This is a genomic window from Saccharothrix hoggarensis (genome assembly GCF_042678885.1).
GTDB classification, from domain to species: Bacteria; Actinomycetota; Actinomycetes; order Mycobacteriales; family Pseudonocardiaceae; genus Actinosynnema; species Actinosynnema hoggarensis.
In genome coordinates, this window is record NZ_JBHTLK010000017.1 from 39,399 (window position 1) to 53,342 (window position 13,944).

Annotated in this window: 13 protein-coding genes; 7 read left to right on the forward strand and 6 right to left on the reverse strand. The window is 72.2% G+C overall.

All coding sequences use genetic code 11. The features are described 5' to 3' along the window. Window positions 1-11: 11 nt before the first annotated feature. A complete protein-coding gene (locus ACFQ3T_RS06120) occupies window positions 12-1,418 on the reverse strand; it encodes a PP2C family protein-serine/threonine phosphatase (RefSeq protein ID WP_380720873.1) in 1,407 nt (468 codons plus the stop codon). A 95-nt stretch (window positions 1,419-1,513) separates the two neighbouring features. Between ACFQ3T_RS06120 and ACFQ3T_RS06125 the strand changes: the two genes are divergently transcribed. Further along, window positions 1,514-5,959 (forward strand): hybrid sensor histidine kinase/response regulator, encoded by a 4,446-nt coding sequence (locus ACFQ3T_RS06125; RefSeq protein ID WP_380720876.1) that lies wholly within the window; start codon window positions 1,514-1,516, stop codon window positions 5,957-5,959. Window positions 5,960-6,072: 113 nt separating this feature from the next. Here ACFQ3T_RS06125 and ACFQ3T_RS06130 read toward each other — a convergent pair whose 3' ends face one another. Next, a complete protein-coding gene (locus ACFQ3T_RS06130; protein ID WP_380720879.1) occupies window positions 6,073-6,405 on the reverse strand; it encodes an STAS domain-containing protein in 333 nt (110 codons plus the stop codon). 86 nt (window positions 6,406-6,491) lie between these two features. Between ACFQ3T_RS06130 and ACFQ3T_RS06135 the strand changes: the two genes are divergently transcribed. Then, window positions 6,492-6,935, forward strand: coding sequence for an ATP-binding protein (locus ACFQ3T_RS06135; protein WP_380720882.1), 444 nt, complete (start codon window positions 6,492-6,494; stop codon window positions 6,933-6,935). Between the two features lie 402 nt (window positions 6,936-7,337). On the opposite strand, the gene ACFQ3T_RS06140 is transcribed toward ACFQ3T_RS06135, so the two are convergent. Next, complete coding sequence (locus tag ACFQ3T_RS06140) at window positions 7,338-9,164, reverse strand: trypsin-like serine protease (RefSeq protein WP_380720885.1); 1,827 nt, start codon at window positions 9,162-9,164, stop codon at window positions 7,338-7,340. A gap of 238 nt (window positions 9,165-9,402) precedes the next feature. On the opposite strand from ACFQ3T_RS06140, the gene ACFQ3T_RS06145 reads away from it, so the two are divergent. Further along, on the forward strand, window positions 9,403-9,636 hold the full coding sequence (locus tag ACFQ3T_RS06145) for a hypothetical protein (protein ID WP_380720888.1): 234 nt from the start codon (window positions 9,403-9,405) through the stop codon (window positions 9,634-9,636). 273 nt (window positions 9,637-9,909) lie between these two features. Here the strand turns inward: ACFQ3T_RS06145 and ACFQ3T_RS06150 are convergent, their stop codons facing one another. Together ACFQ3T_RS06150 and ACFQ3T_RS06155 are read right to left on the reverse strand one after the other, a co-directional pair. Continuing rightward, window positions 9,910-10,125 (reverse strand): antitoxin, encoded by a 216-nt coding sequence (locus ACFQ3T_RS06150; RefSeq protein ID WP_380720890.1) that lies wholly within the window; start codon window positions 10,123-10,125, stop codon window positions 9,910-9,912. 190 nt (window positions 10,126-10,315) lie between these two features. Beyond that, entirely contained in the window at window positions 10,316-10,540 is a 225-nt protein-coding gene (locus ACFQ3T_RS06155; RefSeq protein ID WP_380720893.1) for a hypothetical protein, read from the reverse strand. A 281-nt stretch (window positions 10,541-10,821) separates the two neighbouring features. Between ACFQ3T_RS06155 and ACFQ3T_RS06160 the strand changes: the two genes are divergently transcribed. From ACFQ3T_RS06160 to ACFQ3T_RS06170, 3 genes are all read left to right on the forward strand, one after another. Then, window positions 10,822-11,049, forward strand: a complete 228-nt coding sequence (locus tag ACFQ3T_RS06160) for a hypothetical protein (RefSeq protein WP_380720896.1) — start codon at window positions 10,822-10,824, stop codon at window positions 11,047-11,049. Between the two features lie 254 nt (window positions 11,050-11,303). Then, the gene (locus ACFQ3T_RS06165; RefSeq protein WP_380720899.1) at window positions 11,304-12,155 is read left to right on the forward strand and encodes a peptidoglycan-binding domain-containing protein; all 852 of its coding nucleotides are present in this window, start codon (window positions 11,304-11,306) and stop codon (window positions 12,153-12,155) included. Window positions 12,156-12,206: 51 nt separating this feature from the next. Beyond that, window positions 12,207-13,172: a pirin family protein gene (locus tag ACFQ3T_RS06170; protein WP_380720902.1), complete on the forward strand. Its 966-nt coding sequence runs from the start codon at window positions 12,207-12,209 to the stop codon at window positions 13,170-13,172. Between the two features lie 128 nt (window positions 13,173-13,300). On the opposite strand, the gene ACFQ3T_RS06175 is transcribed toward ACFQ3T_RS06170, so the two are convergent. Beyond that, window positions 13,301-13,633, reverse strand: coding sequence for a YnfA family protein (locus ACFQ3T_RS06175; RefSeq protein WP_380720905.1), 333 nt, complete (start codon window positions 13,631-13,633; stop codon window positions 13,301-13,303). A gap of 94 nt (window positions 13,634-13,727) precedes the next feature. Here ACFQ3T_RS06175 and ACFQ3T_RS06180 point away from each other — a divergent pair. Next, window positions 13,728-13,944, forward strand: a 217-nt coding sequence (locus tag ACFQ3T_RS06180; protein WP_380720906.1) for a class I SAM-dependent methyltransferase, incomplete at its 3' end; no start/stop codon positions are given.

Consider the following 13,944-nt stretch of genomic DNA (forward strand, 5'->3'; position numbering starts at 1 on the left):
CCGGCCGCGGGCTACTGCTTCTCCGCCTGCAGGACCAGCAAGGTCAGGTCGTCGTGCTCGGCGTCGCCCAGCCAGTCGAACGCCACCCGCCGCAGGTGCTCGGCCACCGCCTCGGCGGACAGCCCGGCGCACGCCGCCAGCGCCGCCTTCAGCCGCACGTCGCCGAACAGCTCCTGCCGGTCGCCGTACTTCCGCGCCTCCGTCACCCCGTCGCTGTACAGCAGCAACGTCTCGCCCGGCGCGAGGGTGACGGTCGTCTGGTGGAACCGCACCTCCGGCAGCACGCCGACGATCCCGCCGTGCACCGCCACCTCGTCGACCCGCCCGTCGGCGCGCAGCACGAGCGGCGCGGGGTGGCCGCCCGCGGCGAGGGTCAGGCGCAGCCCGCCCGCCTGGACGGCCATCATCGTGCCGACGACCAGCGTGGTGAACAGGCGGCTGCCCGCCGCCCGCAACGCGGTGTTGAGCAGCTGCAACAGCTGCGCGGGGCGCTGCTCCACCACGAGCAGCGTGTGCAGGCTCTGGCGCACCCGGCCGCTGTGCACGGCGGCCTCCAGCCCGTTGCCCGCCACGTCGCCGAGCACGAACGCCGCGCTGCCGTCCTCGCGCGGGTGGACGTCGTAGAAGTCGCCGCCGACCATCACCCCGCGGTGCGCGGGCTCGAACACCCGCGCCAGGCGCACGCCCGGCACCTCGGGCAGCGCGGTGGGCAGCAGGTTCGCCCGCAGCGTCTCCACGGTCCGCGCCTGCTCGGTGAGCCGGGTGCTCGCGTCGACCGCCGCGGCGGCCCGTGCCGCGTACCGCTTGAGCAGGTCGACGTTCCACGAGCCGCCGAAGCACGCGAGCGCGCCGCCGTCGGTCAGCGGCACGGCCACGCCGACCCCGTTCGCGCCGGACGTGCCCCACGGCCCGTCGCCCAGGTCGGTCAGCTCGGCGTGGTCGACCGTCCCCTCCAGGACGGCGGCCAGGCCGGGCGCGGTGGCGACGGCCTGGCGTGTGGTGCGTGTCACAGCGACGTCGCCGGCGGGCGTGCGGCGCCACCACTCCAACCGGCCCCGGACGGCGGGCAGCACGACGACGGTGTGCTCGGCCGGCGCGAGCTCGACCACGGTCCGCAGCGCGTCCGCGCGCTCGGTGAGCGGCGCCAACCGCCGCGCGGCCTCGTCCAGGTAGTCCTCGACGCCCCGGTACCAGGCGGTCCAGCCGTCGCCGACCTCCTGGCGACGTCCCGCGACGTCGGAGGGCAGCGTCGAGCCCGGCCGCGCCTCGGGGAACAGCACGGCCGCGAGGGGGTTCACCAGGCGGACGACGCCTGCCGGGTCCAGCACGACGACGGCCTCGTGGAAGCCGTCGACCACGCGACGCCACGCGTCGAGGTCGAGGCCCGTGTCGGCGCCTTGCCGGTAGCCCTGGGCCATCACGGCTCCTGTGTGTCGGGTCGACCCAACCTATCGGACAAGTTGGGTGCAACAGTGGCAGGCTTGCCCCAGTTGCGCTGACATCGGAGGCTCGTGTGACGACCGCCCAGGACGACACGGACGTGACCCTGGCCCGACTGCTGACCGCCATGCGGGAGATGAGGGACGGCAACTTCCGCCGTCGCCTCGTCGTGCCCCGCGACGGGGTGACGGCCGAGCTGGCCGAGGTGTTCAACGAGATCGCCGAGCGCAACCAGTGGTTGGTCGGCGAGCTCGTGCGGGTGCGCCAGTCGGTCGGCCAGGAGGGCCGGCTGGCCGAACGCCTCGCGCCGAGCACCGCGACCGGCGGCTGGGAGACGGCGGCGGACGCCGTGAACGGCCTGATCGACGACCTGACCCGGCCGACCGCCGAGCTGAGCCGGGTGCTCGCCGCGGTCGCCGAGGGCGACCTGTCCCAGGAGATGGTGGTCGACGCCCGCGGTGACGTGGCGGCGCTGGTGGAGAGCTTCAACTCGATGACGGCGACGCTGCGCACGTTCGCGGGCGAGGTCACGCGGGTCGCGCGGGAGATCGGCACGGACGGCCGGCTGGGCGGCACGGCGGTCGTGCCGGGTGTGGCGGGCACGTGGAAGGACCTCACCGACTCGGTGAACTTCATGTCCGACAACCTGACCGCGCAGGTCCGCGACATCGCCCAGGTCGCGACCGCGGTGGCCCAGGGCGACCTGTCGCAGAAGATCACCGTGACGGTGGCGGGCGAGATGCTGGAGCTGAAGGACACCGTCAACACGATGGTCGACCAGCTCTCGTCGTTCGCGGACGAGGTGACCCGCGTGGCCCGCGAGGTCGGCACGGACGGACGGCTCGGCGGCCAGGCCCAGGTGACGGGCGTCGCCGGCACGTGGCGCGACCTCACCGACAACGTGAACTTCATGGCGAACAACCTGACCTCGCAGGTCCGCAACATCGCCCAGGTCGCGACCGCGGTGGCCCAGGGCGACCTGTCGCAGAAGATCACCGTGGACGCGCGCGGCGAGATCCTCGAACTCAAGTCGACCATCAACACCATGGTCGACCAGCTCTCGTCGTTCGCCGACGAGGTCACCCGCGTGGCCCGCGAGGTCGGCACCGACGGACGGCTCGGCGGGCAGGCCCAAGTGCCCGGCGTCGCCGGCACGTGGCGCGACCTCACCGACTCTGTCAACTTCATGGCCGGCAACCTCACCTCCCAGGTCCGCAACATCGCCCAGGTCACCACCGCGGTCGCGCAGGGCGACCTGTCGCAGAAGATCGACGTCGACGCCCGCGGCGAGATCCTCCAGCTCAAGACCACGATCAACACGATGGTCGACCAGCTGTCGTCGTTCGCGGCGGAGGTGACCCGCGTCGCGCGGGAAGTCGGCAGCGACGGGCGGCTGGGCGGTCAAGCGCAGGTCCCCGGCGTCGCCGGAACGTGGCGCGACCTCACCGACTCGGTCAACTTCATGGCCGGCAACCTCACCTCCCAGGTCCGCAACATCGCGCAGGTCGCGACGGCGGTCGCGCGGGGCGACCTCTCCCAGAAGATCACGGTCAACGCCCGCGGCGAGATCCTGGAGCTGAAGGACACCATCAACACGATGGTCGACCAGCTCTCGTCCTTCGCCGACGAGGTCACCCGCGTCGCCCGAGAAGTCGGCACCGACGGACGCCTGGGCGGCCAGGCGCAAGTGCCCGGCGTCGCCGGCACCTGGCGCGACCTCACCGACTCGGTCAACTTCATGGCCAACAACCTCACCGCGCAGGTGCGGTCGATCGCCCAGGTCACGACGGCGGTCGCGGGCGGCGACCTGTCGCAGAAGATCACCGTGGACGCGCGCGGCGAGATCCTCGAACTCAAGTCGACCATCAACACGATGGTCGACCAGCTGTCGTCCTTCGCCGACGAGGTCACCCGCGTCGCCCGAGAAGTCGGCACCGACGGACGCCTGGGCGGCCAGGCGCGGGTGCCCGGCGTCGCCGGCACGTGGAAGGACCTGACCGACAACGTCAACGTCATGGCCGACAACCTGTCCACGCAGGTGCGGTCGATCGCGGCGGTGGCCACGGCGGTCGCGGGCGGTGACCTCTCCAAGAAGATCGCGGTCGAGGCCAAGGGCGAGGTCGCGGCGCTCGCCGACACGATCAACGGCATGGTGGACACGCTCCGCGCGTTCGCCGACGAGGTCACCCGCGTGTCCCGCGAGGTCGGCACCGAGGGCATCCTCGGCGGCCAGGCCCGCGTGCCGAACGTGGCGGGCACGTGGAAGGACCTCACCGAGAACGTCAACTTCATGGCCAACAACCTGACCTCGCAGGTCCGCAACATCGCCCAGGTCACGACGGCCGTCGCGCTCGGCGACCTGTCGAAGAAGATCGACGTCGACGCGCGCGGCGAGATCCTGGAGCTGAAGACCACCATCAACACGATGGTCGACCAGCTGTCGTCGTTCGCCCAGGAGGTCACCCGCGTCGCCCGCGAGGTCGGCACCGAGGGCAAGCTGGGCGGCCAGGCCGAGGTGGAGGGCGTCTCGGGCACCTGGAAGCGGCTCACCGAGAACGTCAACGAGCTGGCCGGGAACTTGACCCGGCAGGTGCGCGCGATCGCCGTCGTGGCCACCGCCGTGACGGCGGGCGACCTGACCCGGCAGATCACCGTGGACGCGTCCGGCGAGGTCGCGGACCTGAAGGACAACATCAACCGGATGATCGGCAACCTGCGGGCGTCCACCCGGGCGAACCAGGAGCAGGACTGGCTGAAGACCAACCTGGCCCGCCTGTCCGGCCAGATGCAGGGCCACCGCGACCTCAACGCCATGGCGTCGCTGGTGATCAGCGAGCTGACGCCGCTGGTGTCGGCGCAGCACGGCGCGTTCTTCCTGGTCAACCCCGAGTCGAACGCGCTGGAGCTGACCGCGTCGTACGGGTACTCGCCGCGCGGCGGGCAGCGGCCCACGCGGTTCCAGCGCGGTGAGTCGCTGATCGGCCAGGTCGCGGTGGAGAAGAAGACCGTGCTGGTCACCGACGTCCCGCCCGGCTACCTGGCGATCGGTTCCGGGCTGGGCTCCGCGCCGCCCGCGAACCTGGTGATCCTGCCGGTCGTGTTCCAGGGCGAGACGCTGGGCGTGATCGAGCTGGGGTCGTTCGGCGAGTTCACCGAGGTTCACCTGGACCTGCTGGACCAGCTGAAGGAGAACATCGGCGTCAACCTGAACACCATGCTGGCCAACGCCCGCACGGACAGCCTGCTGGTGGAGTCGCAGCGGCTCACCGAGGAGCTGCGGGCGGGCTCCGTCGAGCTGGAGGCCAGGGCGCGGCAGCTGTCGTCGGCCTCGAAGTACAAGTCGGAGTTCATGGCGAACATGTCGCACGAGCTGCGGACGCCCTTGAACAGCCTGCTGATCCTGGCGAAGCTGCTGGCGGACAACCTCGACGGCAACCTGAACCCGAAGCAGGTCGAGTTCGCGAAGACCATCCACTCGTCCGGCACCGACCTGTTGCAGCTGATCGACGACATCCTCGACCTGACCAAGGTCGAGGCCGGGCACATGCAGGTGCAGACGGACCCGGTGCGGGTCTCCGACGTGGTGAACTACGTCGAGGCGCTGACCGTGCCGCTGGCGGCGGAGAAGAACCTCGCCTTCGAGGTCGTGGTCGACCCCGACGTGCCGACGACGCTGCACACCGACGAGCACCGGCTTCAGCAGATCCTGCGCAACCTCCTGTCGAACGCCGTCAAGTTCACCCACGACGGCGAGATCAAGCTGCGCATCCGGGTGGTGGAGGGTTCGGTCGCGTTCGACGTGCAGGACACCGGTATCGGCATCCCGTCCGACAAGCTGTCGGTGATCTTCGAGGCGTTCCAGCAGGCGGACGGCACGACGTCGCGCAAGTACGGCGGCACGGGCCTGGGGCTGTCGATCAGCCGGGAGCTGGCGACGTTGCTGGACGGGCGGCTGGACGTGCGGTCGGAGCCGGGCGTCGGGTCGACGTTCACGCTGTACCTGCCGCTGGGCGAACAGGGCCTGGTGCCGCCCGTGGAGGTCGAGCCGGACGCCCTGCCGGAGCTGCTGACGCCCGCCGACCCGACGCCGGAGTCGCTCGTGGCGCCGTCGGAGCTGCCGCCCGCGCCGATGCGGTTCCACGGCGAGAAGGTGCTGATCGTCGACGACGACTTGCGCAACGTGTTCGCGCTGACCAGCGTGCTGGAGCTGCACGGGCTGCAGGTCATCTACGCGGACAACGGCATCACCGGCGTGCGGGCGCTGGAGCAGTACGACGACGTCACGCTGGTGCTGATGGACATCATGATGCCGGAGCTGGACGGCAACGCGACCATGGCGGCGATCCGGGCCATGTCCCGGTACGCGGACCTCCCGGTGATCGCGGTGACCGCGAAGGCGATGAAGGGCGACCGGGAGAAGTCGCTGGCGTCCGGCGCGACGGACTACGTGACCAAGCCCGTCGACACCGAGCACCTGCTCCGGCTGATCGCGTTCTACCTGGGCGTCGACCAGGACTGACCGACGCGGCCCCGCCCGCCCGTGCGCGCGGCGTGCTCACGGGCAGGCGCCCACGGGCACGTCGGCTCGTGCTCTCGGCTCGTGCTCTTCGGCGACCGACCGTGGTCGGGCGGCTACGGCGTGCCGGTGGTCGCCGATTCGACGGAGTCGTGGATGTGCATGACCTCCGTCAGCTCGGTGAGCCGGAACAGCTTGTGCACGGACGGTTGCAGGCAGGCCATCCGGAACTGCCCGCCCGCGCCGTCCAGCCGGCGGTGCCAGTCGAGCATCAGCGACAGGCCCGTGGTGTCCATGAACGGCACCCCGCTGAGGTCCACCACCACTTTCCGGCCCGTGTCCTGCTCAAGGCGCTCGGAGAGCACGGGGACGGTGTCCGCGTCGAGCTCGCCGGAGACCGCGAGGACCGTCCAGACGCCCCGCACCTCACTGCGCACGTGCAACTCCATGGTGCCCGAGCCTAGCCACACGCCCCGTCCGGTGCCTCCACCACTCGAACGCCACGCCGTGGGACGGGGGTGGTGGCCACCACTCGATGCCGTGGGCGGAGGATGTGCGACGATGCGGTAACGGCCGATCAACGGGAGCGGATGTGCGCAACGAGCCAGCGGTGCCGGTGGCCGTGACGCTGCCTGCCACAGCGGGCTCATCGGCGCATGCCCGGCGGGTGGTGGGCGAGGTCGCGTCGGCCTGGGGGCTGTCGGAGGACCTCGCGGACGACGCTGCCCTGGTGGTGACCGAACTCGTGTCGAACTCGGTGGACCACGCGGTGGGGCCGATCGGGCTGACCGTGACGCGGACCACGTCCGGCATGCGCATCGAGGTGACCGACCGCTCCTCCGCGATGCCGCAGCAAAGACCGGTCCAACTCGACTCGGCCCGCGGGCGGGGACTCATCATCGTGGCGGCGCTGAGCCGGACGTGGGGTTCCGAGCCGACGCCGGAGGGCAAGGTCGTGTGGGCCGAACTGGCCCCCTGAGCCACGCGGAACGAAGCGCACGCCGCCTGCCCGCACGCTCCGCCCCCAGTGCCCCACCGCCACGCGCTGCAGTGCCACGCCAGCCCGCTCGCCCGCTGCCACGTGCCGCAGTGCCATCCCGCCCCAATGCCACGCCGGCCCGGTGCCACGCCGCCCCAATGCCACGCCGGCCCGCTGCCGCCCCGCCCGGCTTGATCCCACCCCGCCTCATCCCGCGCGCCCGGCCAATCCCACACCTGTCTGATCGCGCGCCAGCCTGACCGCGCCCGCCTCGTGCTCCGGCGGGCCGATCCCACCCCGGCTCGATCCCACCCCGGCCCGGCACCTCACCCGACCTGACGGCACGCGAACGCCCCGGCCGGGAAGGGGATCCGGCCGGGGCGGTGCGCGGGCGGTGCGGGGTTACGCGGCCCGCAGGGCGTTGCTGCCCCAGCGGGTCACCGTGAGCGTGAACGTCGCCGTGCCGACCTTGCCGTCGGCCGACGTGGCCCGGATGGTGACCGGGTAGGTTCCCGGCGGCGTCTGGAAGTTCGTGTTCAGGAACACGTCGCTGCGGCCGCCCTGGGCGATCGTGCCCGGGGTGAACTGGACCTGGCTGCCGGCCGGGTGACCGGTGGCGGACAGCGTCAGCGAGCCCGTGCCGCCGGTGGCGCTCACCGCGAACTGGGCGAAGAAGCCCTGCTGCACCGACGCCGAGGCCGGGGTCACGGTCACCGCGACGTCACCGCCGGTCTGGCCCTCGACGGTCAGCGACAACGCGGTGGTCGCGGTGCCACCGCCCGCGTTCGTCCCGGTGACGGTGACGCGGTAGGCCCCGGGCGGTGTGGTCGCGGCCGCTTCCACGGTCAGCTTGGCGGAGCCGCCGGTCTGGATGGACGCGGGCTGGAACACGGCCTTCGCGCCGCTGGGCAGGCCCGACGCGGACAACGTCACCGACTCCGGCCCGTTCTGCCCGACCGTGCTGGTGACCGTGGTGGACGCCGACTTGCCCTGCGCCACCTTCAGCGTGCTCGGCGACAGGCCGAGGGTGAAGTCACTTGGCGGGTTCTGGCCGCCGCCCTCGACGGTGAGCGACACGGTCGCCGTGGCCGTCTTGCCCGCCGAGTTGGCGCCGGTGACGGTCACGTCGTAGGTGCCGTTGGGCGTCGAGGCGGCGGTCTCGAACGTCACCTTCGCGGTCGAGCCGGTCTGGACCGACGTCGGCTGGAACACGGCCTTCGCGCCGCTCGGCAGCCCCGACGCGGACAACGTCACCGACTCGGGCCCGTTCTGCCCGGCCGTCGTGGTGACCGTGGTGGACGCGTACTTGCCCGCGGTGACCCGCAGCGCGCTCGGCGAGGCGCCGACGGTGAAGTCCGGCGTGGGCTGCGGCGCGCCGATCTCCTGCTTGACCCAGTCGCCCATGTCGTTGGTCAACCGGCCGTAGATGCTGTACCAGCGGAAGTCGCTGCGGCTCCAGGACGCGACGCCGACGATCTTGCCGCCGACGATCAGCGGTCCGCCGCTGTCGCCGGGGAGGATCGTGGTGCTGCCGTCGGCGTACCCGGCGCAGATCATCGTGGCGGACTTGAAGCCCGCGCCGACGCCCTGGCACTGCCGGTCGCCGTCCACGATCGGCAGGGTCGCCTTGTCCAGCGTGACGTCGCGCAGGGCGTCGTCGTGGTCCTTCTTGCCGTAGCCGAACCCGAGGCCGCTCGTGCCCGGCACGCCCAGTCCCGCGTCGGCGGACGTGGCGACCTGGGCGTACTTGCCGCCGCGCACCGGGATGTCGTCGGCGACGGTCACCACGGCGACGTCGTAGCCCTGGTCGAAGTTCACGTACCGCGGGTGCTTCTTGTACTGGACGACCGCGGTGCGGAACCCGCCGCCCGCGTTGAGGTCGTCCAAGCCGTAGACGAAGCTCTTGTCCCCCGCCGCGTCCGCGCAGTGCGCCGCGATGAGGATCTTGCGGGGCGCGACGACGGAGCCGGTGCAGGACTGGCCCTGCGGGCGCGTGCCGCCCTCGCGGACGCCGGCGATGATCGCCGGGAACTCGTCGACCGTGGCGGGCTGACCGTTGTAGAACGACGGCTCGGCGTCCGAGCCGGTGGGCACCGTCCCGCCCTCGTAGTTGGCGGCGGGCGCCGTGCCGGACCGGGCGGGTTCCGCCGCACCGGGCAGGGCGAGCAGCGGGAGCAGGAGGGCCGCCGCGACGACGGCCGCGAGGCCTCTGGGACGTGGTCGTTTCACTGTGCTTCCCTTCCAGGCGAACAGCCGCCCCGGCAGGGCGAAGCGGCACGCTCACTGTCGGGTGACACCTGGTCGGGAACAATCAGGGACGTGATCCGTAGGGGTACGGCACTTATTCGCCCCCGGTCGGGGGTCGCCGCGCGGTCGGCGTTCAGGAGCCCGAAAACGGGTATCCCGGAGTGGCCGACCAAGTGAGGCCGCCCCGGTTCCCGCGGGGCCGACTGAGTGAGGAGGTCACGTGTCCACGACGGAGACCGGTCCGGTGACCGGTACGCAGGACAAGGACTACAACATCATCTGGTTCGTCGAGGCGTGCCTGAGCAACGCGCTGCGCCTGGAGAACTACATCGCCGACGCCGAGCGCGCGGGCGACAGCGAGTTGGCGGAGTTCTTCCGCCGCGCCCAGGGCGAGAGCCGCAAGGGCGCCGAGCAGGGCAAGCAGCTGCTGGCGTCGCGCCTCGGCTCCGCCTGACGCGACCGGTCTGACCCGACCGGTGTGACGCGACCGGTGTGACCCGACCGCGGCGCACGAGCGGGAACGTCCGCGGGGCCGTGCGCTCCGCGGGCCACGACCGGCCCTCGTCCCGGGGCCGCGTGCCGCGGGACCGTCGAACGCGGAAGACGCGCCGACGGCACACCGCGGAAGGCAGGCACACCGCGGAAGGCAGGACGCGTCGGAAGTCAAGACGGGGAAGGGCCGCCCTCCTCCGGGAGGGCGGCCCTTGGTCGTTCTGGGGTGTCCGCGCTACTGCTGCTGGTCGGGCTGCTGCCCGCCGAAGCGGTCCAGCCCTTCCTTGGCCTTCTCCGTGCCCGTCTGGATGTGCTCGGAGTGCCGCCCGCCGGTGCGCTCGTCGAGGAACTCGCCGGCCTTGTCGACACCCTGGTCGGCCTTGTCGCCGTGCTGACCGAGAGCTTCCTTGGCCTTGTCCTTGAGACCGTCGAACTTGTCGCCAATGCCCATCTGCGCTCGAACCTCCTCCACAGGCGTCCCTCGTGGACACCCACCGAGAGGGCTACCCACCGGGCGGTGCGGTTGATGCGCCCCGACGGCCGGCTCACCCGGTTGAGTTAGGCCGATCGTCGGAGCGGAGCGCAGGCGAACGGACGCGCGCGGGCGTCGCGACGGACCTCGGAACGCGAGGGCCGGGACGTCAGTCGGCGGCGACCGCGTGGTGCGCGGTGTGCTCGGGTGGCGGGTCGGGGAGGCCGAGCATGGACAGCAGCTCGGCGCAGTCGATCGCGTCGACGGAGTTGTCCGCGACGGTGCGGGCGGCCAGGTTGCGCTGGACGAGTTCCGCCCGGTCCGCCGCCGCTCGTGCGTCGGCGAAGCCAACGGCCGCGCCCTGAGTACGTCCCGGTCTGGTCTGCTGCGTCATGACGACCCCGTCTCCCCTGCCGGCAGGGCCGGACCACGCAGGCGGCGGGCGTCGTCCCGCGTGCCGAAGGCGTGGTTGTCCGATCCGACGTGCCCGCGAGCCGTGGGGCTAGGTGATGAAGTGAACGGATGATCCGGCGACAAGCCGGTGCTCCCGTCCCCGGCCGGACGTACCGGGCCGGACTGGATCGGGGACCGCGCCGGCCGAATGCCGACAGCTCGTGCCCCAACCCGGGGAACTCTACTCCACCACACCCCGCTCGCACGAAGTACGGTTCCGGCATGGCGGAAGAATCAGGCGGACCGGTCCTCGCCCCGACGTTGGCCAACTGGCTCAGGGCGCGTGAGGAGACCAGGCAGCACCTGGCCGGCGCGACTCCGCCGATCGACGCGGCGTGGGTGCAGCGGCTGGCCGACCTGCTGGCCACCGAGCGGTCGTGGCAGGACCAGTACACCGACCTGCTGGCGCTCGGCAGCACGGGCAACCGGTTCCCCTCGTCCAACCGCTGACGTCCGGCCCACCGGGCGTCGACTGACTGGGCGGCACGTCCACCGCCTGCCCGGCAGCTCGCCGACCGGGCGGCACGTCCACCGCCTGCCCGGCAGCTCGCCGACGGGGCGACACGTCCACCGCCGGCGTGCCCGCGTGAACACCGGGCGGACAATGTCCAACCAACTACAAGCCTTCGCGGTCAACTCTTGCCGGCCCGCTCCGGTTCGCGCTTGACTGACCCCGGTTCGTCGGGTGTCGACCGGAGGTGGACGTGGTCAACGTCAGGATCGCCGCACTGGCCGCTGCGCTTGTCGGGTTCGTCGGCCTCGCGGTTCCCGCGACCGCCGCGACGCACGCCCCGTCGGGGGCCGCCGCGATCGGGACGGTCGACATGGAGGCCGTGCTCAAGTCCGCGCAGATCGACCCGCGCCGCGCCGACTCCGCCATCACCCCCGGCAGCGGGCCGAGCGTGCTGCTGGTGGAGCAGGCGCTCGACGCCAAGAACTTCCTCGCCGCGACCTACGTCGACGGCCACTTCGGCACCAGGACGATCGACGCCTACGCGGCGTACCAGCGGTCGCTGGGCTACACCGGCCTCGACGCCTCCGGCATGCCGGGGCCGACGTCGTTGCGGCTGCTGGGCGAGGGCCGGTACACCGTCGTGCGGTCCGTGTCGGCGGGCAGCCGGGTCACCTACCACAACGCGCTGATGAACACGCGCACCAAGGCGATGCTGGTCGAGGCGGAACGGCTGCTCGGCCGCACGCTGGGCATCACCCAGGGCTCGTACAACCCCGGTGGCGTGCCCGGCTCGGCCGGCACCCACGACGGCGGCGGCGCGCTGGACATCTCGGTGTCCGGCATGACGGCCACCACCCGCACGAACGTGGCCAGGGTGCTGCGGCTGGTCGGGTTCGCGGCCTGGGTCCGCACCCCGGCGCAGGGCGACTGGGACTACCACATCCACGCCATCGCGCTCGGCGACCCGGACCTGTCCACCGGCGCGCGCAACCAGGCGGGGGACTACTACCTCGGCTTCAACGGGCTGGCCAACCGCGCCCCCGACGACGGGCCCGCGGTGAGCCCGAAGCGGACGTGGGAGGAGTACCAGCGGAACCTGTAGGGCTCGTGCCGGCCTCTACGATGGCTTGATGGCCGTTGGATCGGGGTCGCGATGAGCAACGTGGAGACCGAGCCGCCCGAGGTGGTCTGCGAGAGCGCCTCGGGCGCGGCGGTGGTCGAGGTGCTGGCGCCGCGCGACGTGCCGCTGGGTGGGCCGCGCGCGATGACCGTGCGCCGCACGCTGCCGCAGCGCGAGCGGTCCATGATCGGCGCGTGGTGCTTCGCCGACCACTACGGCCCGGACGACGTGTCGGCCGGCGGCGGGATGGACGTCGCGCCGCACCCGCACACCGGCCTCCAGACCGCGAGCTGGCTGTTCAGCGGCGAGATCGAGCACCGCGACAGCCTCGGCGTGCACGCAGTGGTGCGGCCGGGCGAGCTGAACCTGATGACCGCCGGTCACGGCATCTGCCACTCGGAGGTGTCGACCTCCGACACGACCGTGTTGCACGGCGTGCAGTTGTGGATCGCGCTGCCCGACGCCCACCGCGACGCGCCGCGCGACTTCCAGCACCACGTCCCCGGCGTGGTGGCGCTGGACGGCGCGGCGGCGCGGGTGTTCCTCGGCACGGTGGCGGGCGAGACGTCCCCGGTGCGGACGTTCACCCCGCTGCTGGGCGCGGAACTCGTGCTCGACCCCGGCGCGCGGCTCGCGCTCGACGTCGACACCGCGTTCGAGCACGGCGTCCTGGTCGACGTCGGCGAGGTGCGGCTGGGCGACACGGTGCTGCCCCGCGGCACGCTCGGCTACCTCGGCGTCGGCGCGACCACCCTCCACCTGGCGAACGACGGCGACGCGGCGGCGCGCGTCATCCTGCTCGGCGGCGAACCGCTCGGCGAGGACCTGGTCATGTGGTGGAACTTCGTCGGCCGCGACCACGACGAGATCGTCCGCTTCCGCGACCAGTGGGAAGCCCGCTCGGACCGCTTCGGCCACGTCGTCGGCTACCCCGGCGACCGCCTCCCCGCCCCACCGCTCCCGATGGGCCGCCTCCGCCCGCGCGGCAACCCGCGGTGACGATTCGCCGCACGGGGTGAGTTCGGCGACGCAGCCCTCGTGCGGCTGTAGCGCCTACGGCAGCGAGGTGATCGCGCGGACGGCGGCGGGTGGCCTCGCCGAGGCCGACGCGCGTTCCCCGTACCCGCTCACGAGCGCGGGGCGTACATGATCACGGCCACGCCGACCAGGCAGATCGCCGCGCCGAGGTAGTCCCAGCGGTCGGGCCGGAACCGGTCCACGACCACGCCCCAGGCGAGCGAGCCGGCCACGAACACCCCGCCGTACGCGGCGAGGATGCGGCCGAAGTGGGCGTCGGGCTGCAACGTCGCCACGAACCCGTACAGGCCGAGCGCCGCCACGCCCGCGCCGATCCACAGCAGGCCCCTGTGCTCGCGCACGCCCTGCCACACGAGCCACGCGCCACCGATCTCGGCGAGCGCGGCCAGCGCGAACAGCAGCAGCGAGCGGATCACGGTCATGATCGCGACGATAGTCCGGCCACGCCTTGACAACACCTCGTCGGGTTATGAACACTCGTTCATGAACATGCGTTCACAACGAGAGGGGCGGCGGGTGACGGGCATCGTCAACACCCACCAGGCCGAGGCGTGGAACGGGTACGAGGGCGGCCACTGGGCCGAGCACCAGGACCGCTACGACGCCGTGAACAGCGGTTTCAACGAGGCGCTGCTGACCGCCGCCGGCGTCGGGCCGGGCCGCCGGGTGCTCGACGTCGGCTGCGGCAACGGGCAGGTGACCCGGCTGGCGGCCCGGCGCGCCGCGCACGCCA